At 40.7% G+C, this 25,923-nt stretch carries 25 protein-coding genes; 9 read left to right on the top strand and 16 right to left on the bottom strand.

From position 1 onward, the window contains the following. Positions 1 to 7 precede the first annotated feature (7 nt). The 4 genes from CHB71_RS08315 to CHB71_RS08300 all read right to left on the bottom strand — a co-directional run bounded on the left by CHB71_RS08315 (position 8) and on the right by CHB71_RS08300 (position 4,793). Positions 8 to 595, bottom strand: a complete 588-nt coding sequence (locus CHB71_RS08315; protein WP_089356460.1) for a NifU family protein — start codon at positions 593 to 595, stop codon at positions 8 to 10. Between the two features lie 217 nt (positions 596 to 812). Next, positions 813 to 2,216, bottom strand: a complete 1,404-nt coding sequence (locus tag CHB71_RS08310; RefSeq protein WP_089356459.1) for a dicarboxylate/amino acid:cation symporter — start codon at positions 2,214 to 2,216, stop codon at positions 813 to 815. Between the two features lie 38 nt (positions 2,217 to 2,254). Beyond that, complete coding sequence (aroC, locus tag CHB71_RS08305; RefSeq protein WP_089356458.1) at positions 2,255 to 3,337, bottom strand: chorismate synthase; 1,083 nt, start codon at positions 3,335 to 3,337, stop codon at positions 2,255 to 2,257. 4 nt (positions 3,338 to 3,341) lie between these two features. Next, positions 3,342 to 4,793 carry a BatD family protein gene (locus CHB71_RS08300; RefSeq protein ID WP_089356457.1) on the bottom strand — a complete coding sequence of 484 codons (1,452 nt, stop codon included), beginning with the start codon at positions 4,791 to 4,793 and terminating at the stop codon, positions 3,342 to 3,344. 97 nt (positions 4,794 to 4,890) lie between these two features. Here CHB71_RS08300 and CHB71_RS08295 point away from each other — a divergent pair, with 97 nt between their 5' ends. Next, positions 4,891 to 5,070, top strand: a complete 180-nt coding sequence (locus CHB71_RS08295; protein ID WP_089356456.1) for a hypothetical protein — start codon at positions 4,891 to 4,893, stop codon at positions 5,068 to 5,070. Positions 5,071 to 5,121: 51 nt separating this feature from the next. On the opposite strand, the gene CHB71_RS08290 is transcribed toward CHB71_RS08295, so the two are convergent. The 10 genes from CHB71_RS08290 to CHB71_RS08245 form a co-directional block, all read right to left on the bottom strand. Next, on the bottom strand, positions 5,122 to 6,288 hold the full coding sequence (locus CHB71_RS08290; RefSeq protein ID WP_179213352.1) for a mechanosensitive ion channel: 1,167 nt from the start codon (positions 6,286 to 6,288) through the stop codon (positions 5,122 to 5,124). Between the two features lie 93 nt (positions 6,289 to 6,381). Then, positions 6,382 to 7,044 carry an ABC transporter ATP-binding protein gene (locus CHB71_RS08285; RefSeq protein ID WP_089356454.1) on the bottom strand — a complete coding sequence of 221 codons (663 nt, stop codon included), beginning with the start codon at positions 7,042 to 7,044 and terminating at the stop codon, positions 6,382 to 6,384. Between the two features lie 55 nt (positions 7,045 to 7,099). Further along, on the bottom strand, positions 7,100 to 7,660 hold the full coding sequence (locus tag CHB71_RS08280) for a peroxidase-related enzyme (RefSeq protein ID WP_089356453.1): 561 nt from the start codon (positions 7,658 to 7,660) through the stop codon (positions 7,100 to 7,102). Next, a complete protein-coding gene (locus tag CHB71_RS08275; RefSeq protein WP_179213351.1) occupies positions 7,660 to 8,997 on the bottom strand; it encodes a PhoH family protein in 1,338 nt (445 codons plus the stop codon). Before CHB71_RS08275 ends, CHB71_RS08280 begins: the two co-directional genes overlap by 1 nt. Before the next feature lie 94 nt (positions 8,998 to 9,091). Continuing rightward, positions 9,092 to 9,742: an AlbA family DNA-binding domain-containing protein gene (locus CHB71_RS08270; RefSeq protein ID WP_089356451.1), complete on the bottom strand. Its 651-nt coding sequence runs from the start codon at positions 9,740 to 9,742 to the stop codon at positions 9,092 to 9,094. Then, entirely contained in the window at positions 9,732 to 11,237 is a 1,506-nt protein-coding gene (locus CHB71_RS08265) for a sigma 54-interacting transcriptional regulator (RefSeq protein ID WP_089356450.1), read from the bottom strand. Before CHB71_RS08265 ends, CHB71_RS08270 begins: the two co-directional genes overlap by 11 nt. Positions 11,238 to 11,266: 29 nt before the next feature. Beyond that, complete coding sequence (locus CHB71_RS08260) at positions 11,267 to 12,364, bottom strand: vWA domain-containing protein (RefSeq protein WP_089356449.1); 1,098 nt, start codon at positions 12,362 to 12,364, stop codon at positions 11,267 to 11,269. 266 nt (positions 12,365 to 12,630) lie between these two features. Continuing rightward, positions 12,631 to 13,245 carry a sterol desaturase family protein gene (locus CHB71_RS08255; protein WP_089356448.1) on the bottom strand — a complete coding sequence of 205 codons (615 nt, stop codon included), beginning with the start codon at positions 13,243 to 13,245 and terminating at the stop codon, positions 12,631 to 12,633. Positions 13,246 to 13,293: 48 nt separating this feature from the next. Beyond that, on the bottom strand, positions 13,294 to 14,439 hold the full coding sequence (bshA, locus tag CHB71_RS08250) for an N-acetyl-alpha-D-glucosaminyl L-malate synthase BshA (protein ID WP_089356447.1): 1,146 nt from the start codon (positions 14,437 to 14,439) through the stop codon (positions 13,294 to 13,296). A gap of 59 nt (positions 14,440 to 14,498) precedes the next feature. Continuing rightward, entirely contained in the window at positions 14,499 to 16,730 is a 2,232-nt protein-coding gene (locus tag CHB71_RS08245; RefSeq protein WP_089356446.1) for a serine hydrolase domain-containing protein, read from the bottom strand. A gap of 143 nt (positions 16,731 to 16,873) precedes the next feature. Between CHB71_RS08245 and CHB71_RS08240 the strand changes: the two genes are divergently transcribed. Genes CHB71_RS08240 through CHB71_RS08220 form a run of 5 tightly spaced genes read left to right on the top strand, consistent with a single transcriptional unit; the run spans position 16,874 to position 21,219 of the window. Beyond that, complete coding sequence (locus CHB71_RS08240; protein ID WP_089356445.1) at positions 16,874 to 17,218, top strand: hypothetical protein; 345 nt, start codon at positions 16,874 to 16,876, stop codon at positions 17,216 to 17,218. Beyond that, entirely contained in the window at positions 17,215 to 19,038 is a 1,824-nt protein-coding gene (gene mutL, locus CHB71_RS08235) for a DNA mismatch repair endonuclease MutL (protein ID WP_089356444.1), read from the top strand. Before CHB71_RS08240 ends, mutL begins: the two co-directional genes overlap by 4 nt. Before the next feature lie 52 nt (positions 19,039 to 19,090). After that, complete coding sequence (locus CHB71_RS08230; RefSeq protein WP_089356443.1) at positions 19,091 to 19,879, top strand: rhomboid family intramembrane serine protease; 789 nt, start codon at positions 19,091 to 19,093, stop codon at positions 19,877 to 19,879. A 3-nt stretch (positions 19,880 to 19,882) separates the two neighbouring features. Beyond that, entirely contained in the window at positions 19,883 to 20,812 is a 930-nt protein-coding gene (locus CHB71_RS08225) for a rhomboid family intramembrane serine protease (RefSeq protein ID WP_089356442.1), read from the top strand. 38 nt (positions 20,813 to 20,850) lie between these two features. Further along, on the top strand, positions 20,851 to 21,219 hold the full coding sequence (locus CHB71_RS08220; protein WP_089356441.1) for a hypothetical protein: 369 nt from the start codon (positions 20,851 to 20,853) through the stop codon (positions 21,217 to 21,219). Between the two features lie 5 nt (positions 21,220 to 21,224). Here the strand turns inward: CHB71_RS08220 and CHB71_RS08215 are convergent, their stop codons facing one another. Together CHB71_RS08215 and rlmN are read right to left on the bottom strand one after the other, a co-directional pair. Next, positions 21,225 to 22,043: a hypothetical protein gene (locus CHB71_RS08215; protein WP_144017372.1), complete on the bottom strand. Its 819-nt coding sequence runs from the start codon at positions 22,041 to 22,043 to the stop codon at positions 21,225 to 21,227. A 162-nt stretch (positions 22,044 to 22,205) separates the two neighbouring features. Beyond that, a complete protein-coding gene (gene rlmN / locus CHB71_RS08210) occupies positions 22,206 to 23,246 on the bottom strand; it encodes a 23S rRNA (adenine(2503)-C(2))-methyltransferase RlmN (RefSeq protein ID WP_089356439.1) in 1,041 nt (346 codons plus the stop codon). A gap of 48 nt (positions 23,247 to 23,294) precedes the next feature. On the opposite strand from rlmN, the gene CHB71_RS08205 reads away from it, so the two are divergent. The 3 genes from CHB71_RS08205 to CHB71_RS08195 all read left to right on the top strand — a co-directional run bounded on the left by CHB71_RS08205 (position 23,295) and on the right by CHB71_RS08195 (position 25,922). Next, positions 23,295 to 23,783, top strand: coding sequence for a TRAP transporter small permease subunit (locus CHB71_RS08205; protein ID WP_089356438.1), 489 nt, complete (start codon positions 23,295 to 23,297; stop codon positions 23,781 to 23,783). Next, entirely contained in the window at positions 23,776 to 25,071 is a 1,296-nt protein-coding gene (locus CHB71_RS08200; protein ID WP_089356437.1) for a TRAP transporter large permease, read from the top strand. Before CHB71_RS08205 ends, CHB71_RS08200 begins: the two co-directional genes overlap by 8 nt. Positions 25,072 to 25,193: 122 nt before the next feature. After that, positions 25,194 to 25,922: a hypothetical protein gene (locus CHB71_RS08195; protein ID WP_089356436.1), complete on the top strand. Its 729-nt coding sequence runs from the start codon at positions 25,194 to 25,196 to the stop codon at positions 25,920 to 25,922. The last annotated feature ends 1 nt before the right edge of the window (position 25,923 follow it).

Below are 25,923 nucleotides of genomic sequence, written 5' to 3'. Positions count from 1 at the left end.
CCTAAAATCAGCCTTCTTCTGCAACCACTTCCTTTACTTCAGGAACCATCCGCTTAAGCAGATTTTCAATTCCGTTTTTCAATGTGATGGTTGATGAAGGGCATCCGCTACAAGAGCCCTGAAGCGTTACTGTAACAATACCATCTTTGAATGATGAGAGTTTTATCGCGCCACCATCCATCTCAACAGCAGGTTTGATGTATTCTTCTAAAACACCTTTGATTTTTGCCTCAGCATCATCTCCGGTCAACTCATCATCAATATTATCCTTGATTTCTTCCGTCAGAATAGCCTTTCCTTCAGTCAAAAAGTCTTTGATGAATTGTTGAACCTGAGCCTTAACTTCAAACCACTCCGTTTCTTCTTTTTTAGTAACGGTAACAAAGTTGCTCATGTAGAAAACTCCTGTCACAAAATCAAACTGCTCAAACAATGCTTTGGCAAGCGGTGCTTCAGATGTACTATCTAAATTGGGGAAGTCTCTGCTTATCCCTTCCGGCATTAACATGAAGTTAACAACAAACTTCAAAGAGTTGGGATTTGGGTTTGACTCTGTATAGATATTAACCACTCGAGGTTCTTGTGTTGTCTGCATAGTTTGTGCGTTTAGCAATACAATTGCAAAGTTCGTAGAAAAGTTCGAAAGGGCAGCTAGTATAGCCCGTTAAATAGGTACCATACTTCTAATAATCGTTTTTATCACCCTAAAATCACAAAGTCATGGTAACCAGAAAAATACAGATTTCGCTGATGGTTCTTGTAACGCTTTTAACGTTAGGATTGACTATATATGTCTCTTACCTGATGATGGCTTAATTTGTAGTTGGCTTAAGTTCATTTTCAGAACCAGCTACCAGTGTAGCGACTGTTGCATCTCCCGTTACATTTACAACCGTTCTACACATATCTAATATCCTGTCTACCGGGAAAATAATAGCAATCCAGGCTGGATTTAGTCCGACAGACTGAAGCACGATAATTAGCATAACAAGGCCTGCGCTAGGCACAGCTGCAGATCCAATAGAGGCCAACGTCGCAGTTAGTACAATGGTTAGTTGCTGTCCAAGAGAAAGGTCAACCATATGCAGCTGAGCCATGAATATCACTGCAACCGCCTGCATGATGCTGGTACCATCCATATTTACTGTTGCTCCAATAGGCAATACAAAACTTGTTACGTTTCTGGAAACACCCATATTATCCTCAACACATTCCATAGTTACCGGCAGGGTGGCCGCACTTGAGCTGGTGGAAAATGCCATCAACTGGGCTGGACTTATGTTTTTGAAGAACTGCTTGTAAGTCATACCCTTCACGAATGTGACTATAATCAACGGGTAGAATACAAAAATCATAAATGCCAGTGCTCCGAAAAGGGTAAGCGAATATGAGCCCAGGCCCTTAAATATCTCCAGTACTTCGGCAGGTGTATTAGCCATTTTTGCTATAACCCCTGCCAACAATGCAAAAACAAAATATGGTGCTGCCTTCATCACCATCTCGACCATTTTTAAAAAAACTTCATTGATGCTGTTAACGAGATCTATTACGGGTTGAGCTTTCCCATTGGGCAGCATGGCAATTGAAATCCCAAAAAAGATGGCAAAAAATATCACCTGAAGCATCAAGCTGTTATTGGAAATGGCGAAGACAAGGTTTTCTGGCACCATATCCACCAGAAATTTTAGGGGAGAGCTCTCTTTATTCGATTCCGCAGTGGATTTCATTTTATCCACCTTCATGTCTACATCCTGCTCTTTACCCGAAACCTCTTTTACTGCATCGGCATATTTAGGATTGATTAGGAAATCCTTCTTGTCCTTAATCTCAACACCGTCTTCATTGGCCCATAGTTCATATGCAATACGGTTTTTGACACGTTGATCATCATCCAGGTGCGTCCCCGGCTTAATGGTATTCACTGCTAACAAGCCTAATGCGACAGCTATTACGGTTGTAAGTAAATAAAACCCTAGCGTTTTAGCACCCATTCTGCCAAGCTTAGAAATATCACTTAAGCCGCTGATGCCACTAATTATCGAAAACAGCACAAGTGGGACTGCAATGAATTTCAGTAGTCGAATAAAAATTGTTCCAAAAGGATCTATCCAATTGATGGTAAACTCATTCCATCCCAAGGCACTAGAAACAAACGCGTAAATGATACCGGCAACTAAACCGATGATGATTTTGACGTGGAGGGGTGTATTTCTCATAGTAATTTGAGTCGCTTAATTAATTGATCAGCTATCGCTTAGCCTCGCAATTTATTGGTTTGAGCTAATAAATAGAAATCTGCCATCACTAATGCAGACATGGCTTCTACGATGGGCACTGCTCGTGGAACCACACAGGGATCATGCCTGCCTTTTCCTTTAACCGTAATGGCATTTCCCTCCCCATCAACTGAAGACTGATCTTTCATGATTGTTGCAACGGGTTTAAAGGCTACATTAAAATAAATATCTTCTCCATTCGAAATGCCTCCCTGAACACCCCCTGAATGATTTGTTTTAGTCCCAATTTCAGATCCTTTATTCTCAAAAGCATCATTGTGATCCGAACCCCTCATTTTCACTCCATCAAATCCACTCCCCAGCTCAAATCCTTTAACTGCATTGATTGATAACATAGCAAACCCGAGCGTAGCATTCAGCTTATTAAAAACAGGCTCCCCCAGGCCTACAGGATTGCCAGAGATCACTCCGGTTACCACTCCTCCCACCGTATCCCGGTTTTTTCTGACATTATCGATCAACTCAAACATTTTCTTGGCTGTGACTTCATCAGGGCATCTTACATCATTGGATTCTGTCTTTGATAAGTCGAGTTCCAAATAGTTTTTTTCTAGTTTCAACTCACCCACTTGCGATACAAATGCCTGACATTTAATGCCTATCTCTTTCAAAATCAACTTTGCGATAGCTCCAGCAGCAACCCATCCGGCAGTAATTCTTGCTGAACTTCTGCCACCACCACGATAGTCTCGAACACCATACTTTTCCTGATAAGTAAAGTCGGCATGCGAAGGACGGTAGATATCTTTTATGTGATCGTAATCCTTACTTTTTTGATCCTGATTTCTAATGAAGATTGTGATAGGAGACCCAGTAGATTTGCCTTCAAAAACCCCTGATAGAAATTCGAATCCATCCGCCTCTTTTCTTTGAGTTGTTATTCTGGACTGACCAGGTTTACGACGATCGAGTTCTGATTGAATAAACTGCTCGTCAAGCTCAACGCCTGCAGGGCAGCCATCTATAACGATTCCAACACCCTGACCATGAGACTCACCGAAAGAGGTAATCTTAAAAATGTTACCAAAAGAATTATTCATGCGATTATGCTGTCTTTTTGAACAGCAGATAGGCAGTGAAGCCTAATGTTAAAGCGATAAAGATATTAACTATGATCTTAACCCAATCATCCCCACCAATAGCTTCCAGCTCATTGTCGACACTGCCTATCTTATCGTAGAAGTCACCCAAATCATTCGATGCTATTGTTAAGTTTTTCCTGCTTTCACCAGACACGTTAAGGGAGTACTCAGAGCGTAGCGTATCGTATGAGTCGTTTTCAGGATTGAAAAACACCCAATAAAAGTAATCGCCAAGCTTGAACTCACCGGGCTCATTTGGAATCGCGTAAAAGTCATAACTCTTCACCCCACTAACCTTACCGGCAGCTCTATTTACTCGCTGTGTGACATTAGGAGCGTAGAAGTCAAACGCATCATTATTCTTTGGAGTTGGTGCTTCAATCGAGCTGATATTTCCTTCCCCTACGATGTTGAATGAGTAGTTGAAGCTTTGACCTGTTTCAAGTTCCCGGTTACTAATGTTTTCATCCAGCCGATAGTTTCCAACTGCAACCTGATCTTTCATAGGATGAGCCGGCAAGTCTTTAACCTTAACCGTTTTTTCTTTTGAGTAAAAGGTCTCGTAATCTTCCTGCCTGTTTCGGCCAAAAAACGATGGGTTTTTGGCAACCTTAAACTTGATCATCTTCAATCCGATGGATGGAAATTCAATATCTTTTAATGTGAGAGGATAATAGGTTGTTTGATATATTTTGTAGCGGTCATAGGCTTTACCTCCGATGGTTATTGGCTCGCCTGAAATCTGATCAATACTAAAATTTTCCTCCCAGCAGTTAGGGGGTTTTACCGTTTTCACGATCTCAGTGATCTGATTGGCCAGATTATAAAATCGCATTTCGGCCCGATTTGACTCTGCAACATAAAACGCTAAAGTTGCTGTAAAACCTTCTCCAACGTATACCTCATCTTTGTCTAATGTGAGTGCAACAAAAGCGTCCGCCTTAATGTCTAAAAACTCTTCAGGCTCTGATCGACCTCCAAATAAATCGTCAAAAGGATCGCGACTAAAGGGACTTTGCCTTGCTTGTCTTTGAACCGCTTCACCTACTACTATCTGAGTTCCTTCTGATTTTACTTCCTCCCCATTAATGGTCATAAAAAAAGGTTGAAGTAAAAAAGTGCCTTTTTCTGTAGCCTGATAATTCTGAGTCAGGCTCTGAGTGGATGACATTCGACCATTCACATAGTTGGTGGTGGTAGATGAAGAAGTACCACGTTTGATAAATCCCTCTATATTGGGAAAATCGCTGTATTGCTTGAGTCTGTCATTTTCTACCTGGACGGTTACGGTGAAATACTGATTGATTCCTATCTCATTTTTACCTAACTTAATGGCTACATTCTGAGAGAAACTATTGACAGTAGATAGGAAGATTACAGCACAACCTAACAGGAATTTGTTCGTTAATTTCATATCACCTGACTATTACTTAACTAATGTTAAAATCTATCATTCTTCAAATCCAAACGCCAAATTTATAGTGTGGGTTTGATCATTAACAATTATTCACATGCTAGAATACTTTAAAACTATTTTGTCGAAAGTAAGCTTTGATAAACGGCTATTCGAGAAAGAGCTAAGGAAGGCAATTAAGGCACTTGTGCCTGATGAAGTCCACCAGCTTAAAGAATGGTGCTATCGAAAGTTTGGCAGGCAGTACCAACCCATATTGGCAGCCTGTTTTGCATAACAATATAAAAGCCCTCGACAATGCTGTCGAGGGCTTTCTTTTAGCTTTAATTTATTTCTTACTCTGCAATCGCTTTAAGATTTGCTCCATGTGCTTCCCAGCAGCTTCTCTCCCACCAAGTCCATAAGACAGTGCTACTGCAACCGCAATTGCACCAAGTGTTAGTCCGAAAGCCAACTCCACAATGCTATTGGCAATTCCCATTGTTCTCAGCGCTATAGCCAGAAACAGTCCGACAATAGCAACCCGTGCTATTCCTGCAACAAATGAGTTCTCCCCTGAGCCATTCATTGACTTGAAAATGATGGAACCCAGGAAGTTACCCATTACAAGAATGATCAAGCCGAAAAGTACATTTCCGGAGAGGTTAAGGATCGTATGTAAAACTTCCGCTAGGCGATCAAGTCCAAGCATTTCTACGCCAGAAATTACTCCGAAGAAGACCATGAAGTAGAAAATAATATTGGCCACAATGCTTGATAATTTTTGTTTCCCAAGCACTGATTTTAGTTGTAGTTTTTCAACAAGCTTATCTATTCCCACATTGGCGAGGAGGTCTTTGACAAAAGAAGTTATGAACCTGCCTCCTACAACAAATATTGATATGATCAGGATGGCGCCAATGATATTAGGAACTGAATCCAGCATTTGATGCAACACATTGTTTGCCGGGTTTGTAATTGCCTCAAGGTGTAGTGCATTCAATCCCTGAATTATGAATGGGATGAAAATTACAATAAAAACTACCTGCTGGATAAAATGAACCAGCTTGTCAGTTTCCTTAAAGCCCATATTATTCGCAAGCCTGTCGAAGAAACTCCCGGCCATCTTCACCAGGTTAGAAATGAACTTAGCTATAATGTATCCAATGAATACGATTGCCATCCCGGCAAGGATGTTTGGAATGAATCCAAGGAACTCATTGAGCATATTTCTGATAGGATCCAGCACATAACTCACACCTAACATCTCAAGGACTATCAGCAAAATGATTAGCATTAAGACATAGTAGACCAGATTCGCAATGAATTTGTTGGTATCTACAATGGTATTGCCGAGTAAGCGTTCATCCCACTCTGTTTTCTTCATCAGACTGTGGACGATTTTGCGAATAAGTATTGCAAAAAGCCAACCGATGATCAGAACAATCACAGCACCTACAACTCCCGGTAAGGAATCGCTGATGGTATGAATTAATCGCTCTACGTAATCAGGCATATTCATGGTTAAATTGGTTTTGTTAAAAATAATCTTCTCTTAATCCAAAGATAGACATTTTGGTAACCAACTGTCAAACCATGATTTTCTATTTTAATCCATTACACGGCCATCCTCAAGCTGTATAATTCGAGAGCCATACTCTGCAAATTTTTCATTGTGTGTTACCTGGACGATCGTCATTCCTTCCTTGTGAAGCTGTTTCAACACATCCATTACCTCCTCACCTTGTGTAGAATGAAGATTACCTGTCGGCTCATCAGCTAAAAGCAGTTTTGGCTTACCAATGATGGCTCGAACAACACCAACCAACTGTTGTTGCCCTCCTGAAAGCTGCTCTGGAAACAGATCCTTTTTAGCGACCATTTTGAACTTATCCAGCATTTCTGCGATCATGCTGGCTCGTTCCTTTCCTTTTACACCCCTATAAATCAGTGGCGTTTCGATGTTTTCATAAACCGTGAGCTCATCAATGAGATGGTAAGCCTGGAAAATAAACCCAATATGTTCCTTGTGAATTCTTGAAATACGTTTTTCCCGAAGTTTGTGAACGGGCTCATCCATGAAATAATACTCTCCTTCGGAGGGCTTATCCAACATGCCTATGATGTTGAGTAATGTTGATTTACCGGAACCGGAAGGCCCCATAATACTGACAAATTCACCCTCTTTGATTTCCAGATCTACCCCTTTCAAAATGAAAGTGCGCTGATATTTAGATTCGATGAATTTGCTAACGTCCTTTAAGTTGATCATTTATTTGAATTTTTTGACAAGCTAAACCTAACGAAATCCAACGAATTTGGATGCATTATTCATACTTGTATCCTCCAGGATTTTCTTCAAGACTAACACCAAGGCCTAACACAATCCGATTTACAAAATTGAAGTAGGCAATGACCAGCGTTGCATCCAGAATTTCACGGTCATTGAATCCAGCGTTTTTAAGAGGGTTTACAAGGCCTGCATCATTTGATTTTTCAGGTGTTTCCGTTAATGCTTTTGCAAACCTACAAAGTGCTTTTTCACGGTCATTCAATGGGGCGTTTTCGAAATCTGCCTGAAAAGCTTTTAGCTTCTCGTCATCCTTCCAGAAATTTTTTACTGCCTCTAGATGATGGATCTGACAGTACTCACATTTATTGGAAATAGATACAATAACAGCCATCATCTCCCTTTGCACCCTCCTCAGGGGCGATTTTCCAAACATAATGGTCATGTACAAATCCATGTGATTGGTAATTGACTCTGGGTTCAATGACTGGATTTTATGCACCTCAGCTATTTTCCCCCGACTCTTGATCAAGCCATCATATATTTCCTTTAATTGTCCTTCGGCTTGTTCTGGTTGAATGGTGTCAATAAAAGGCATTACAATAATTCATTTGCAAGGTTAGCAAGCTCGGATCTTTCACCTTTTTCGAGCGTGATATGTGCGAACATCGGATGATCTTTTATACGGTCAATCAAATAGGATAAGCCATTGGATTGTGAATCCAGATAAGGCGTGTCAATCTGATAAATATCTCCCGTAAAAATGATTTTTGTGTTTTCACCTGCACGCGTAATTATGGTTTTTATTTCATGTGGCGTTAGATTTTGTGCCTCATCAACAATGAAAAAGATGTTTGATAAGCTTCTACCACGGATATATGCTAATGGAGTAATCATCAGCTTTTCCTGAGTCACCATGTCAGAAATACGGGTAAACTCCTTGTCATTTTCCTTGAACTGATGCTGGATGAATTTCAAGTTGTCCCATAGTGGCTCCATGTAAGGATTTAGCTTTGATTTGATGTCACCAGGCAGATATCCAATGTCTTTATTGCTCAACGGCACGATAGGCCTTGCCAAATAGATCTGCTTATAATTCCGCCTTTGTTCCAGCGCAGATGCTAACGCCAAAAGCGTTTTACCTGTCCCTGCAACTCCATTGATGCTGACTAGCTTGATCTCCGGATTTAAGATGGCATGCATTGCAAAAGTTTGTTCGGCATTTTTTGGCTTGATCCCGTAGACCATCTGCTTTTCCACCTTTTCAACTGTATCCTCAATAGGATTGTAATACCCTAGCACAGAATTTTTCTCGCTCTTAAGAATAAAATAGTTGTTGGCCGGAAATTTCTTACGCTTCAGGATTTTCTTTCGATCTATCACATTCCTCTTGAATAGTTCATCGATGTGTTCTGAATTAATGTCTTCGAGTTCAGTTTTTCCAGTGGTGAGCGTATTGACATTTTTGATTTTACCGGTCTCGTAATCCTCAGCAGGCAACTCAAGGGATTTCGCTTTCAAACGCAGGTTGATGTCCTTTGAAACCAGGATGACTTTTCGCTTTGGCTCTTGCTCTTTAATCGTAAGCGCGGCATTTAATATGCGGTGATCATTTTTGCCATCGTTGAAAACCTGGGTAGCATCGAGCGTACTGTCAGAATCCATTATGACCTTAAAGCAACCTTTTGTTTTTCCATTTAATGGAATCCAGTCTTGAAGGCTATGATCCTTAGCTAATCGATCTAGCAGCCGGATAAATTCCCTGGCCTCAAAGTTCTTTGTGTCATTTCCCTTCTTAAACTGGTCTAGCTCTTCCAAAACAGTAATGGGAATCCCCACATCGTGCTCCGCAAAATTGAGAATGGAATCGTGAGAGTAAAGAATAACTGAGGTATCGAGAATGAAAATCTTTTTCTGTCTGGAGGATTTAGCCATACGGATTAGCGGTTTATAGTTCCGATGAGGATCATCTGTAATATTGGAGTTTCACTTGAAAAAAAGAAGTGAAACAGATAGAATTTGAAGAAAATTATTCGGTAGGCATGAAGATATCACCACCTTCCTTTGGCTCAATTTTTAAAGCACCGGATAAAGCCAAATGGATTAACTTATTAGAAGCAAGCTTTTTATTCAGGCCGCTTAATTCAATATACTCACTCAACGTAATCCCTGGGTGACTTTCAAAGTATTGAAATAGCTGTTTTGTTTTTTCTTCAAATTCTATGGGTTGATGCGCTCTCTTGCTTCTCTTTAAAATCTGCCTCACTTCATAACTAGCCTGTATGGAGTGATCTGCTGATCGCACAAATGCTTTTCCATAACGATGCTTCTTTTCAAGAAATGCAAAATGAGGTTTGTCTTTACTTTCGGGTATGTGGTAATGAAGAATCTCTTTGTCTTCTTTCACTTGCAATAAATCAACGGTGAAATTGATAGCCGGCCTGCACAGTTCTGCAATTGCTTTGGTTAAAACATACTCCTCGTCTTCAGGGTATTTTAAGCCCGCCAGTGATCCATTATCGTTAACTCCAATAAATAAATGACCTCCACTGGAGTTGGCAAAAGCAACCACTTCACGAATGATCTTCTCTGGAAACTTCGCCTTGTTCTTAAACTCTACAAACTGGCCTTCTCCTTGTCGAATTAACTTAAGTGCTTCTTTGACCTTCTCATTCATCATCCCCCATTTCCGGCATGGAAAACATGCTTGTAAATAAATCTTTGAACTGCATGCCTTGCTCCAGCTGATGCTTGCTGAGCATGCTATATTCCGCTAATCCAAATAACGCGAATTCCATCAAAAAGTACTTAAACCCTTCATGAGAAGTTTTCTGGTACTTATCTACGAGCTTTTCTAAGCCGGGAATCTCCTTTAGTTCTTTCTGGTAATCTTTCTCCTTCGCGTCAAAAATCAGGTCTACCATGTTTCCTTTTTCGAACCATTCTTTGATCGGCTCATAAGTGTTCCCTTTTTCTTTTTTACGTTCCTTTTCCGGATCAGGAAAGTAGTTGATGAATTGTGAACGGATGGCTTTTCCAACCAGATTGTTGGCCACAATTCCAGGCCCTTCTTGCTCTCCTTCATAGACAAGCTCCACCTTTCCTGTAATGGCAGGAATCACCCCGATAAAATCAGTTAATCGAACATTGGCTTTAGCCTCACCACTGATAAGCATCCGGCGCTCACAGGCACTGACTAGATTTTCATAAGCGGAAATAGTCAAGCGAGCGGACACCCCACTTTTCGCATCCACATATTCACTATCTCTTGCTTCAATTGCGATTTGTTCAATCAGGTCTTTGGCTAGATCGAAAATCTCAATATTGTCCTGCTGTTCCTTAGCCAGAATTGCTTCTTGTTTGGTGATCTTCTTCCCTATATCAATCGATGATGGATAGTGTGTGATGATCTGACTATCGATCCGGTCTTTTAATGGTGTTACAATCGATCCCCGATTCGTATAATCCTCAGGGTTAGCAGTAAAAACAAACTGCACATCCAGAGGCATTCTTAATTTGAATCCTCTGATTTGAATATCTCCCTCCTGAAGAATGTTAAAAAGTGCTACCTGAATCCTGGCTTGCAAATCAGGTAGCTCGTTGATGACGAAAATCCCCCGATGTGATCTTGGTACCAACCCAAAGTGAATCACACGCTCATCGGAATAAGGAAGTTTTAAACTGGCTGCTTTAATGGGATCTACATCACCAATCAAATCAGCAATGGTCACATCAGGTGTTGCCAGCTTTTCCGTGTAACGCTCATCTCGATGCATCCAACCAATGGGTGTATCTTCACCGAGTTCATTTACTTGATCCCGCGCAAATTTTGAAATGGGATTAAGTGGATCGTCATTGAGCGGAGCGTCTTTTATCACCGGAATGTACTCATCCAGCAATCGCGTCATCATTCGTGCCATTCGGGTTTTTGCCTGGCCTCTCAATCCTAAAAAGTTAATGTTGTGACGAGAAAGGATGGCGCGTTCGACATCAGGAATTACTGAGTCTTCATAGCCCCATATTCCCTCAAAAATATTTTCGCCTGCACGCTTCGTTTTGATCAGGTTGTTGCGCAGCTCTTCTTTTATGGATTGCGATCCATATCCTGTATTTTTTAATTCTCCTAACGTACTGATCCGAGTCTTTTGCTCAGCATTTAAATCCTGGTATTTCATCAATAATTTTTTTCAATGTGCGAATGGCACTAAAGATTTTTTCTTCTATTTCTGCGATAATCCTCAAAAATGAGATTACCCAACCCCTGCAAACTGCTGTAATACGCATTGCCATTGTTCACTTCTGTAAACTCTCTCACAAACTCCTGAAGATATGGGTCAGAAGCTATCATAAAGGTTGTGATCGGGATTTTAATCCTGCGACACTGTGCAGCTAGGTTTAGCGTTTCATTTAAAATTTTCGGATCAAGCCCGAAGCTGTTTTTATAATATTTAATTCCCTCTTTCAGGCAAGTAGGTTTGCCATCAGTGATCATAAAAATCTGTTTGTTTTTGTTTTTCCTTCTGCGGAGTAAATCCATCGCAAGTTCCAGGCCAGCAACCGTGTTGGTATGAAATGGACCTACGTTTAAATACGGTAAATCTTTGACTTCAATCTGCCAGGCGTCATTGCCAAAGACAATTACATCAAGGGTATCTTTTGGATACTTTCTTTTCACCAGCTCAGCCAAAGCCATTGCTACCTTTTTCGCTGGTGTGATCCGATCTTCCCCATAAAGTATCATGGAGTGACTAATGTCGATCATCAGTACCGTGGATGTCTGCGTTTTATATTCCCGCTCCCGAATCTCAAGATCATTCTCGGTGAGTGTTAGATCATTTAAGCCATGATTGATTTGTGCATTACGTAGACTTTCAGTCATTTCAATTTGCTCGAGTGAGTCGCCAAATTGAAACTCGCGATAATCAGAGGTAATCTCATCCCCTATTCCTGTGTGATCCGTTTTATGACTGCCTTTACCAGATTTCTTCAGCTTACCGAAGATTTCTTCGAGTGCGCTTTTCCTTATTTCCTGCTCACTTTTGGCAGTGATTCTAAACTCACCTTTCTCGTTTTTATCATCGATGTAACCTTTATTTTTAAGGTCATCTATAAAATCTCCTATCCCATAATCAGCGGTTGAGATTGAATGCTCTCTGTCCAGGTTGGTTAGCCAGCTCAGTGCCTCATTGACATCTCCGGAGGTGATGACAAGTAGTTGAAGAAAAATATTGAGCAGATTATCAAAGGTGGTCTGCTCTGGATTTTTCTCGGGTATAAATTCAGTAAATCGGTATCCGATCATAGCATTAACTTAACTAAAAACCGACAAGAATGATTTCCTTCCGTTGAAGGAATATGTAAATGAGAATTTTTTGCGTTAAATTAACGTTAGATTTTTAACAAACTATGCCCGGTAGAAGACCCATATTCGCAACATTAATCACCAGTTTATTTTGGGGAACAAGGGATTTTTTGTTTAAAGCCACGCTAGAACCTGCCTCCCCAGAAAAGCGAAAAGCCAGAGAGGCAAAAAAGGCTGCCAAGAAGAATAAGAAAGAAAATAAGTAATTATTTCTTAGGCATTGTGCCAAACACTACATCCCAGAATGGGGATGATACGCCAAATGCATTTCCCGGATCTTTATAATGGTGAATGCCGTGATGCACCCAAAGCACTTTCCAGAAATTTTTAGGCGGTTGATATGCATGTACCATATAGTGAATCCATAAGTAGTAAGCATAACCCATCAAAAAGCCGGGTAAAAAAGCAAACACATGGACTCCCATGATTAATTGAAACAAGAGGAAAAAGACAGTGGATAGTGTTAAGCTGAGTGGGATCGGCATGGCCAACCGATCTTTGTCTTTCGGGTAGTCATGATGAACCCCATGTACCGTGTAAGCAAATTTTTCTCGCTTTTCAGTAGAGGGAGTTAAATGAAAAACGAACCGATGCATCAAATACTCAACTAGGGTAAATCCCATAAACCCACCTATGAACAGAAGTATGGCATTTGTAGTGTTTAAGTACGATTGCTGAAATCCATAGACCATCAGTCCTATGGAAATCACAGAGAATACAACAAGCGGAATAGCTATATGCGTTCTCGTAAGCCTTTCCATGAATTTATTCTTGAAAAGTGCTTTTGTTCCTTTGGCGTGTGGCTTATTCTTAAGTTCCATTGCTTCGTTTAATTGTCGGCAAAATTAGGGAAAACAAACCCTAATTTTTTACAAACTCTCTGATAATGATTTTTTATGTTTCTCTAAAACGGATTGATAAAAAGATTCATACATTGGCAGAACATTGTTTACATCAAATTCTTTTGCTCTTGCCAGAGCTCCCTTTTTGAAAGTGCTCAGGTTTTTATTGTCCAAAATATGTATGGCTCGTTTTACCATAGTATCTACATCTCCAATTTCACATACATACCCTGATTTACCCTCATTATTTAGCTCAGGTAAACCTCCCGCGTTGGATGAAATAACGGGCACCTCACATGCCATCGCTTCCAATGCCGCAAGACCAAAACTTTCCTTCTCTGATGTCATCAAAAACAAATCACTTACTGAAAGGACCTCTTCTACGGCTTCTAGTTTCCCTAAGAAGCGAATATCTTCTGTACAAATATCCCTGGCCATGTCTTCCATCTTCTTTCTTTCAGGCCCATCTCCTATTAATAATAGCTTTGACGGAACTACTTTTCTTACCTCACAAAAAACTTTCAGCACATCATCAACACGCTTCACTTTCCTGAAGTTTGATGTATGAACGACCAACTTCTCATCATTAGGACAAATCGCTTTCTTAAAATGTTCCTTGGGCTGTTTCTTGAAACGCTCCAAATCAATGAAGTTTGGTATTACTTCGATTGGAACTGAGATATCAAAATGCTCAAGCGTGTCATTTTTTAAATCCTGGGATACAGCTGTCACTCCATCGGATTTATTGATAGAAAATGTAACCACTGGTTCATTCGTTGCATCCTTCCCAACAATGGTAATGTCCGTACCATGAAGGGTTGTGATGAATGGAATTTCACAGCCTTTAGTTTTTAAAATCTGCTGTGCCATGTATGCAGCGGATGCATGAGGTACCGCATAATGCACATGTAACAAATCAAGCTTTTCATTTAAAACCACATCTACCATTTTACTTGCCAGCGCAAGCTCGTATGGAGGATATTGAAAAAGGGGGTATGACTTTACGCTTACTTCGTGATAATAAAGATTCGGGTTGAAGAAATCCAATCGGGTAGGTTGGGAATAGGTTATAAAGTGGATTTCATGCCCTTTTTTGGCTAAAGACTTCCCAAGTTCTGTGGCTACAACTCCACTACCACCATAAGTGGGGTAACATACAATTCCTACCTTCATTTATTAGGTGTTTTTCTTCAAGTTGATTAAACCGCTACCGGCTTCAATAAGTTTCAATTTCAATCCTGAATTGACTGATAGATAATGTCGTGGATGTGGGTTCGGGTATTTAACTCTCCCAATTTCCAGTTATTTGCATCCGGATATATGCGGTTGGAAAGGAACACATAAATTAAATTTTCCTGAGGATCTGCCCAAACCATCGTGCCGGTAAAACCCGTATGCCCATAGCTTTGATCGCTGGCTAAAGAGGAAGCCGAATCCTTTATCCCGTCCTTTTTATCCCATCCAAGACCTCTTCGATTATGCTCAAAATATCGGACATTAAACTGATCGAGCGTGGATTTTGAGATGTATTTTTTTCCTCCATAATAGCCTCCATTCATAATCATAGCCAGTATTTTGGCTAAATCACTTGCGGTAGAAAATAGTCCGGCATGCCCTGCTACTCCTCCAAATACCAGGGCATTCCGGTCATGAACTTCGCCCCAAACCTGGTAGTTTCTGTAACGATGATCATATTCTGTGGGTGCAATGGCCGTTGGTGAAACACCCTTAGAAAGCGGGTTAAATGAAGTGTAAGTTAGCTTCATTGGCTTATAAAAATTCTCTTCCAGAAATGAATCGAATGGTTGGCCTGAAACTTCTTCAACCAACCAATGCAAAATCATAAATCCTAAATCACTGTAATGATATTCAGATGGGTTTTTTATCAGTTTTGATCTTACGATGAAGCTCTTCAATGAGTCAAGCATTGAAGGGTGCGGATCCATTCCATAAGTCCTTATGTCTCTCTCTTCATCCTCTTTTGTTTTATAGTAGAAAGCATCCAGTCGATCTCCATCCATCATCATACTCCAAAATGGGACATAGGATCTCAAACCTCCGTGATGTGCAAGTAATTGACGTATAGAGACATTTGATTTGTTAGACCCCCTAAAAGCGCTTAAGTGCATACTTACAGAGTCATCGAGGTTGATTTTTCCCTGATCAACCAATAAGGCAATGGCAGGAAGAGTGCCTATTACTTTTGTCAGAGAGGCTATATCATAACGGGTGTGATTATGAACTGGTCGGAGGCTGTCGTAGGTGTAATAACCATATGATTTTTCCAAAACGATCGATCCATTTTTAACAACGGCAAGTTGAATTCCAGGAGTAGCATATTTACCGATTGCTTCTTTGGCAAGCGAATCGATCCACAGCAAATGTTGAGGGTTCATCCCTTCCCATTTCGCATCTGCGTATCCAAGAAACGCAGGGTTATAAATTTTTCTGACTCCAGAAACTGAGCTTCTTCCTACAATTTCCATCGCTCCAAAAAGCATTTTACCTAAAACCACATCTTGTCGCTCCACACCAATGCCTGAAATAATCAACGCCGTTTCGTATTGACTCTCAAACCGGTGATTGATGACGATATCATCCGTTTTAACCTCCTGATCGTTTAACCGATTATCCACAATACATTGGACTCCCTCGGCTCTATGTTCAATAACATGAGCATATTGCATTAGTCTTTTTCGAAACAGTTCATCCGAACCCAGATAGGTAATGACCTTTTCCTGAAGAGGTAGTTTTTGCGCTGGATCAATCGCTACAACACTGGCGTTGAAAAGTGACCGCCCAAGGGATTCAGGAATGTCATAGGCCGGCAAGAATTCTTCCTGCTTGGCCTTTCTTATTTTTGAGTAAAATGATGCCTGGTTCGCGCCACCTAGTTTACCACTCCATCGATTAAATTTTCGAAGGCTGGCATCTTGATCTGCAATCCAGATGGTTGGTTTCGATTTAGCTACGTTTTCAAATTCCTTTCGTGATTCGGGAATTGAATAGGAAAGGGATGATTTATGTAAAAAGTAAAATGGCGATCGCTCATTTGCCTGCTTGATTACTTCCTTTTCAAATGAAGAAAAACCAGTAGTATCGGGTAAAACCATATGGTTGATTCCATTGGTACGTCCGAAACTTTCTAAAAACATAAAATAATCGGCCCTAAGCTGATCATCCTCAATAGCGGCTAATGCATTAAGTGAAGGAAGTACCACCTGATCGTGAGGTAATGGATCGAAAGTGTTTCCTAATTGTATAGCCACAAAATAGTTTTCATCCTCCAAAAAATGACTGATATAGGGGGACCAGTTTTTGAAATAAATTGTCGACTTCTTTTTGTGTTTTATAGCCTCGTAAAAAGAGTCACCATCAATCCATACCTCTTCTGTAGTCTTTGACTCATTGGCAAAAACCGAAGCACACATAATAATGGATATCAGCCGGAAACAATACCTCATAGACGGCAATTCATTTTTGACTGGTGAGAATGCTAAATCAGGTCATTGTTATTGACCCATTCTCATTTGTCGGGATTAAATTTGAACAATTTTTCATTCATGTCGTGTTCATTTACACAACATTCGACCAATAACTATACCCAATGCGATTTCCATCCTTATTTCGTCTACCAAAACATCAGCAATTTCGGATCAAGCCACGGTATTATGATCCGGTGAAGGAAGAAATAAAAGAACGCACAGAGCGAATAAAGGAAGAAATAGAAGGAAAAGAAACAAGAGATTACCATTCTTCTGGTATCAGCTTTAAAAGAAAAACAAAATCGGCCCCCTTTACTTCCATGCTTCAATTAGGGATTGCCGCATTGCTTGGGGTTATGGTATTAGGATGGTTACAATTCGGAAATGATCTTTTCTATTACCTACTTTGGATCATCGTGCCCGGTTATTTAATCTACCGGCTCAAATCTTTAAGAAAACGCAAATGAGTGACGTCATTCACTTATTGCCTGATAGCATCGCTAACCAAATTGCCGCTGGTGAGGTGGTGCAACGCCCTGCTTCTGTCGTAAAAGAAATGCTGGAAAACAGCGTGGATGCTGGTGCTACATCTGTAAAATTGATTGTAAAAGATGCCGGAAAAGCCCTTATCCAGGTAGTGGATAATGGGTCCGGGATGAGTGGCACGGATGCACGAATGAGTTTCGAACGTCACGCTACTTCAAAAATTCGGTCTTCCGAAGATTTATTTAAAATTCGTACGCTGGGATTCAGAGGAGAAGCCATGGCTTCAATCGCAGCAGTAGCACAGGTAGAACTCAAAACCAGACATGCGGATGATGAATTGGGTACTCAGTTGATCATCGAGTCTTCCGAAGTAAAAAGCCAGGAGCCAATCGCCTACAATCAAGGCACATCGATCTGTGTGAAAAATCTTTTTTATAATGTGCCCGCCAGAAGAAATTTCCTAAAATCAAATCCTGTGGAGCTTCGTCACATCAATGATGAATTTCAGCGGATAGCTCTAGCTAACCCAGAGATTGCATTTTCCATGGTACAGAACGATTTGGAAACCTATAAGCTGGATGGAGGGAAACTAAGTAAGCGTATCGTACAGCTTTTTGGAAAGAATTATCAGCAGCAACTTGTGCCATGCAGTGAGGAGACCGAACTGGTAAAAGTGACCGGATATATTGGCAAACCGGAAAACGCCAAGAAAACACGGGGCGAACAATTCTTTTTTATCAACAACCGATTCATCAAGAATAGCTACCTCAACCATTCGGTTACACGGGCGTATGAAGGACTTTTAAAAGAAGATTACTTTCCTTTCTATGTGCTATTTATAGAGATTGATCCGGTGCATGTAGATATCAATGTGCATCCAACAAAAACGGAAGTGAAATTCGATGATGACCGGATGTTATATGGAGTAATCAACTCAGCTGTTCGCCAGGCACTAGCGTCTTTTAACGTGACACCTTCATTGGATTTTTCGGCAGATGTTAGCTTTGAACACCTCAATATCCAACGAGAAAACCAAACCATTTCTTCTCAGAAAGATCGGGATTACAGTTCGTTTAAATCACTGGAAAGCAATCAGGAACGATTGGACAAACTCAATGAGCTTTATGCTTCTGCTTCTCAGGAAGAAATTGCCACCATCGAAGAAGCTGAGAAAGAACGGGTAGTTCAGACGACTTTCAGCAGCTCTATGAATCAACCCACGGAGCAGGAAGAAAAAAAGCCAACCTATCACCTCCACGGACGTTATTTGCTTCGGCAGGTGAAGAGTGGGATGGTGGTGCTTGACAAAGTATCTGCGCTTGAACGAATTTTGTTTGAGCAATACCAGAAGTCAATGAAAAGTGGGATAGGCACCTCACAATCATGCATGTTTCCACAACAGGTTAATTTGAATCCTTCGGATTTTGCTTTGACCATGGAGCTAAAAAGTGAAATCAACCAGTTAGGGTTTGAGTTTGAGCAGATGAGCGAAAACATGATTGTAATCCAGGGAATACCCTCAGAATTGGCTCCCTGCAACGAAAAGGAGGTATTTGAAGGTCTAATAGAACAATATAAGTTTAATGCTGAGAAGCTTGATCTTCCCAAGAATGAAAGCCTGGCAAGGGCTCTGGCAAAGCGAACAGCGGGTAATCGCTGTAATAAATTGAAGGAAGAAGAGATGGATCATTTGATGGATCGACTCTTTGCCTGTGAACAACCAAATTATACGCCGGATGGGAATCCTACGTATGTTTTGGTTAGTTTAGAGCAAATAAATGATTGGTTTAAGAAGGGCTAGAAGTTGACCAGGAAGTTTAGAATTAGAAGTTTAGAAATTAGAATTAATAAACGTGTTTAGAAGACTCACCCCAGTTGCAAAAAATATTTTAATCATCAACATTGCGATTTTGCTGCTCGCGTCTGTATTGAGGTTGCCGCTCAATGATTGGTTTGGATTGCGAGTGATTTACTCATCAGAGTTTGCACCATACCAGTTTCTCACGTACATGTGGTTACACGGTGGCATGTGGCACCTGGTAGGTAATATGATTGCGGTTTTGGTATTTGCACCAATGCTGGAGACAGTCTGGGGATCTAAACGATTCTTAATCTTTTATCTGGTTTGCGGAATTGGTGCCGGAATACTCTATGGCGCTGCTGATGCAATTGAAAAACTGCCTTTGAAAAACGCGGCGGAAGCTTACATGCAAGATCCAAGTCCCGAGGCTTTTGAAAGCTTTGTTATAAATAACAAAGGCTATATCAATGTGGCCAGAGCTGGGGAATTGATCGACTTATATTATGAAAGTGCTGCATACGAATCACAGACAGTAGCAGCAGTAAGAAGTATTTATCAGGGTGTGGTGACTAATGGAACCATGGTTGGAGCTTCAGGTGCAGTGTTCGGAATACTGTTTGCTTTTGCGTTCTTATTCCCAAATACTGAACTGTTTTTGCTCTTTCCTCCTATACCCATAAAAGCAAAGTATCTTGTATTCTTTTACGCCATGTATGAGCTATATGCAGAGTTTAATCGGATGCCAGGCGATAACGTTGCGCACCTCGCTCACCTGAGTGGAATGCTAATTGCTTTTATTTTGTTAAAGCTCTGGAAAAACAATACCCGCAGATTTTATTAAACAATGAACGGAGGAATAAAAGAGGAATTTTCAAACGCCTGGAGCAAGCCTAATAATGCTGTAGTTCAGATTATTATTATCAACGTAGTAATTTTTTTAATTCTTTTACTGCTACAGATATTCTTACCAGCTTCAATTTTTGAAGAAATTCATAAACACTTTGTTATACCTCCACTTTTCGATCGATTTATTTTCAGACCATACACAATCATGACTTATGGGTTTACTCATAGTCTTACGGGTATTTTTCATATTCTATTCAATATGTATGTTTTCTACATATTTGGAAGATTAATCAATGAATATCTTGGAAGCAACAAGGTTCTTAGCCTTTATGTCCTTGGTGCGATAGGAGGAGGAATTCTTTATTTACTGGCCTACAATTTGATACCTACATATAATAATTCAGCAACAAACACATTATTAAATCAACCTGATTGGGGAATGGTTGGTGCATCAGCTGCAGTTTATGCTGTGGTGGTTGCTGCCGCAACTAAAATGCCTAATTACACATTCCATTTACTATTATTTGGACCAGTCAGAATAAAATACATTGCTTTTTTTGTGATTGTGCTTTCTCTTGTAGGTATAAATGCAAATAGCAATTTTGGAGGAAATGTAGCTCATCTTGGTGGTGCTTTAGTGGGATGGATCTACATATCACAGTTAAATAAAGGAACAGACATTGGTAGCTGGGTAATTTCATTTATCCAGTTCGTGAAAAGTATGTTTAAGCCCCAGCCAAAGATCAAGGTTACTCACAGGAGTGGAAGCAGAAGGCCCTCGGCGAAGAAGGCTGGAAAAAACACAACGGAAGCAGGAAAAACTCCTCAGGCTGAAATAGATGCCATTCTGGACAAGATCTCAGAGAAGGGGTACGAGAGCCTTAGCAAGGATGAAAAGCAGAAGCTTTTCAATGCTAGCAAGAAATAGCACAGATTTTGCTTATTAATCTTACAAACAGATTTAGCATGAGCAAATACATAATAATTCTTCTAAGCGTATGCCTAATCGCATGCAGCGATGATAATGATCTAACAGCAGATGAGCTTCAGGATGAGATGAGTGACATATATGCTCAGATGGTTTCGCTAACCAATTTATCATGCACAAATAATAATTCTTGTAAAGCTGTAGCCTATGGAGTAAAACCATGCGGTGGTCCCGCTGATTACATCATCTATGCAAGTATTGCTGATGAGGGGAGATTTGAAGAGCTCCGAGGGCGTTACAATGAGCTGAATGCAAAATACAATGAGTTGACGGATGCTATATCAAATTGCGCAATCGAGAATCCACCGGTAGTGGAGTGCATCTCAGGAGATTGCCAGGAAGTTTAAAATAGCTATCGCAACCGCTCGAAGAAAAGCATCTCCTGACGCTTGCCTACGTTCTTTTCGCTGAGGGTGTAGAAATTCTTTTGGTACCAGCAAATGGCTTCACCCTGAGGCTCAGGAGAATAATCAATAGATATTGGATTCCATGCTAAAATACGATCAACAGCAGGCTCTTGTGAAGCACCCCAGAAGTAAATGGCATCATAATGTTTAAGTAAAATCTCGCCCTGCTCGTTCATGTCTGCCGCAGTGAAAAGTCGAGTTGGAATCGTCCCTTTAGATTTAATTGTAATCCTTTCACTTCCTGGCTGGAATGGAAATGAATATATCAGGGAGTTCTCCTCACGTTTGGTGATCAATACAAACTCTTCTGAAACACGATCAAACATTAATGCCTCTGCATCTCTGGCTCCTTCCGCATACTGCAAAGGCATGATAGTTAAGTTTTCATTCTTGATAGTAAGGACTGCATTATGAATCTTTTTTGGTTCCTCCAATCGAATAATGCTTATATCATCTCTTACCGCTTTATTGTCGCCAATCTCAGCAACATATATGTATGATTTATCACCGTCCTGAACTGTCACAATCTCTTCCCAATCCATGTTGGCAACTCCCTCAAGCTCCACCTCCATCTGAATGTGTCCCTTGGTATCAATCAGGTATAATTTCGGCTCCCCTCCACTATCATTGTGGGTCCAGAAATATCCAGGATTAGTATATGATTGATCCAGGCCGGAAGCCTCTACAAGTCTGCTATCAGTAATAACAGCTGCCACTTTTTGTGTAGAAAATAATCGCGTAGGGGCGATAAATGATTCACACACAATAATTGCAATTATCGAAAGTAGGGAGATAGTTCTTTTAATCACTCTTAAGGAAAAATGGTCTGCAAACCTAATACTTTTTTTATAACCAATCGATCAGTTATTCTACGGGGCAATTGATTTGTAACGTTTTAAATTTTTAAGTGCCAAGATCAGGCCATGTTATGCAACTTTCGATTTATTAGCCAGCTGCCCACAGGCAGCATCAATATCTTTTCCACGACTCCTTCTTACACTGGTATGAATTCCACCCTTTATCAAGTGATTGGCAAACCGGTCGATTGTTTCCGGATCTGCTTTGGTAAAGGATGCTTCCGATATGGGGTTGTACTCGATAATGTTGATGCGCACTCCCGGAACTTTACGAGCGTATTTCAACAATTTCTCAGCATCCTCAATGGAATCGTTGAAGTCATAAAAAAGAATGTATTCGAAGGTGATCCGATTGCCTGTTTTGTCGTAGAAATAGTTTAGTGATTTCAACAAAGCATCAAGCGTGTTGGTCTCATTGATAGGCATGATGGAGTCCCTTTTTTTATCATCTGCCGCATGCAAAGAGAGCGCAAGATTAAACTTGACTTCATCATCCGCCAGCTTATTGATCATCTTAGCAATGCCAGCTGTAGATACAGTAATTCGCTTTGGAGACATATTCAGCCCATCCTCGGATGTGATTCGATCAATCCCTTCCATCATCCCTTTGTAGTTGAGCAAAGGTTCACCCATCCCCATGAAAACAATGTTGGAAAGTGGCTTCTTGTAATGCTCCTCTGCCTGATCACGGATTGCCACTACTTGATCATAAATTTCCCCTCCATCCAAATTACGCTCACGTTTCATGAATCCGGTAGCACAAAATTTACAACTCAACGAGCAACCTACTTGAGAAGAAACACAAGCTGTCATTCGATCATCGGCAGGGATTAGTACCCCTTCTATTAAGTGTTTATCGTGAAGACGAAACGCCGATTTTATGGTGCCATCATTAGAGAGTTGAGAATTATCAATCGAGATATGATTGATGGAAAACTCTTCTTTCAATTTGTCCCGAAGTGGCTTTGAAAGATTTGACATCTCATCAAAGGTCTTCGCGGATTTCGCCCACAACCATTCCCACACCTGTTTCGCGCGAAACTTCTTTTCCCCGTTTGCCTCAAACCAATCCATCAAACCCTCCAACGTCTCTTTCCTAATATCCTTCATTCTGCAAAGGTATGAAGATGGTTTCGGTTCTTTTACTATTTTCGTCGAGTGACTCTGATCGACAAACTGAATAGCGCAATAGGAAAAGGTGTTTCCTGGCTCACACTTGTGTTGGTGCTGGTCATCGTTATTGATGTAATTCTTCGTTATTCATTGAGTATCACTTCTGCAGCTTCTTTCGAAATGGAATGGCATTTATTTGCAGCTATTTTCCTTCTTGGAGCTGCATTTACCCTCAAAAACGACAAGCATGTACGAGTAGATGTGTTTTATCACAATTTTTCCGACAAGACCAAAGCATGGGTGAATCTGATTGGAACATTGACTTTACTTCTCCCTTTTTGCGGAGTGGCTCTTTGGGAGTCCCTTTCTTTTGTCCAAAGTTCTTACCAACTGGGTGAAACCAGCCCTCAGCCGGGAGGACTTCCGGCACGATGGGTAATCAAGTCTACCATTCCAGCAGGCTTCCTACTCCTTGGACTTCAGGGTATATCCCTTATCCTTTCATCATACAAAACTATTCGGGGAAATGCTTGAATACCTGCCCCTGATCTTATTTGGAACAATATTCCTGCTCATCCTGCTTGGATATCCGGTTGCATTCACCCTTGGAGGGCTATCTGTTCTGGTTGGACTTTTAGTGTTTGATATCGATTTTTTCTACCTCCTCTCCTTGCGCGTTTACGGCACCATGCAGAATTTCGTGTTGCTAGCTGTGCCGCTCTTCATTTTCATGGGGATGATGCTGGAGAAATCCGGTATCGCAGAAAGATTACTTCATACCATGAGTATGCTTTTCGGCAATATTCGTGGGGGTCTTGCGATAGCAGTTGTCGTTGTGGGTGCTTTGCTTGCAGCATCAACCGGAATTGTTGGTGCTACAGTAGTCACTATGGGGTTGATCAGTCTGCCTACCATGTTAAAAAATGGATATGGTCCCAGAATTAGCACAGGTGTAATTGCCTCTTCCGGAACACTCGGGCAAATCATTCCACCTTCCGTGGTATTAGTTTTACTAGGGAGCGTATTAAACGTTTCAGTTGGTGATCTTTTTCTAGCCGCTGTGGTACCCGGTGTTTGTCTCGTGGTTATCTATCTGATTTATATTATTGTTTACGGGCAGATTTATCCTGAGCGGGTGCCTAAAGTCTCTAAAGAAAAACTTCAGGAATTTCGGGATGAGGGATTTTCTATGGAGGTAGTGAAATCTTTCCTGTTTCCCTTCATTCTAATCTTAATCGTTTTAGGTTCCATTTTCGCTGGGGTAGCCTCCCCGACAGAAGCTGCAGGTGTTGGAGCTTTTGGAGCAATGATTTTGGCGGTGGTGAGTAAAAAATTTAATCTCTCCATTCTTAAAGAAGTAATGGGAGAAACGACCATGCTCACCTCCATGGTTTTTATGATTTTAGTTGGAGCAACTGCTTTTTCTCTTGTCTTCAGGGGATTAGAAGGAGACAAGTTTTTGCTAAACCTCATTCAGGATGCGAATCTGGATGCAACCACTTTCCTTATCGTGGTTATGGTTATCGTTTTCATTTCTGGTTTTTTCATCGACTTCATTGAAATCGTATTCATCATTGTACCAGTAGTGGCTCCCATATTTGTATCGCTCGGAGTAGACCTCATCTGGATTGGAATTTTGCTTGCTGTGAACTTACAAACATCTTTTCTCACTCCTCCATTTGGGTTTGCGCTGTTTTATTTAAAAGGTGTAGCACCGCCCGAAGTAAAGACAAGACACATCTATCAGGGCATTATTCCTTTTGTGATTATTCAACTAATATTTTTAACGCTTCTTATACTTGTTCCATCTATTATTTTATAAAAACTATTGAGAATAAAATATTATGACAGTATATTAGATGGTTAACCAATAATCACACGCCAAAAAACTTACTAAAAGTAGCCCTTTGTACCGCCTTTATAACCTCTAAAATCAATCTAATAATGAAACTATTATGCCTAGTAGGACTAATAATCCTGCCCTATTTGGTGTTTGCTCAGGAAGTCCAAATAACCAACATTCAAATGAAAGGGCCTGATATGCTTGTCACATACAACCTAATCGATGAGCGAATCGATCGCAGCTATTCAATGCACTTATATACCTCACTGGACAATTTTATTCAACCTGTTGAAAAAGTTTCCGGAGACGTGGGAGTTGATATTCCTGTAGGTGCCAACAAAACGATTGTTTGGAATGCTAAAGAAGAGCTTGGTGAATTCAATGATGGAATCAAGCTGGAAATAAAAGGCCAGATATATGTGCCCTTCATTGAGCTGGACGGAGTTGAAAAAGGCATGATTTTGAAACGTGGAAAAATGGCCGATATACGTTGGACCGGTGGGCGTGGAGACAACATCCTAAATGTTGATCTATATCAGGGAGAAAAACTTGTGAGAGGATTGGGTGAATTGCCAAATACGGGGAACGCCATGCTTAAGATTCCTAACAATGTACCCCCGGGCAAAGAATATCGATATAAAATCAGTGATGAGCGCAATAGAGATGAGGTAGTATTCTCTCCAACTTTTGAGGTGAAACGGAAGTTTCCACTGCTAATAAAAGCCGGGTCTGGAATTACCATTGGGGTGTTTGGCTACTACCTTATAAAAAGCTTGATCCCTGTAAATGAACCAGACATCACAAGCCCACCAGATTTACCGTCTAGATAAT

It is taken from the genome of Ekhidna lutea, assembly GCF_900188325.1.
In the GTDB taxonomy this organism is placed as follows: domain Bacteria; phylum Bacteroidota; class Bacteroidia; order Cytophagales; family Cyclobacteriaceae; genus Ekhidna; species Ekhidna lutea.
The sequence above is the reverse complement of the archived record's forward strand: the minus strand, read 5'-3'. Positions and strand labels throughout refer to the sequence as shown.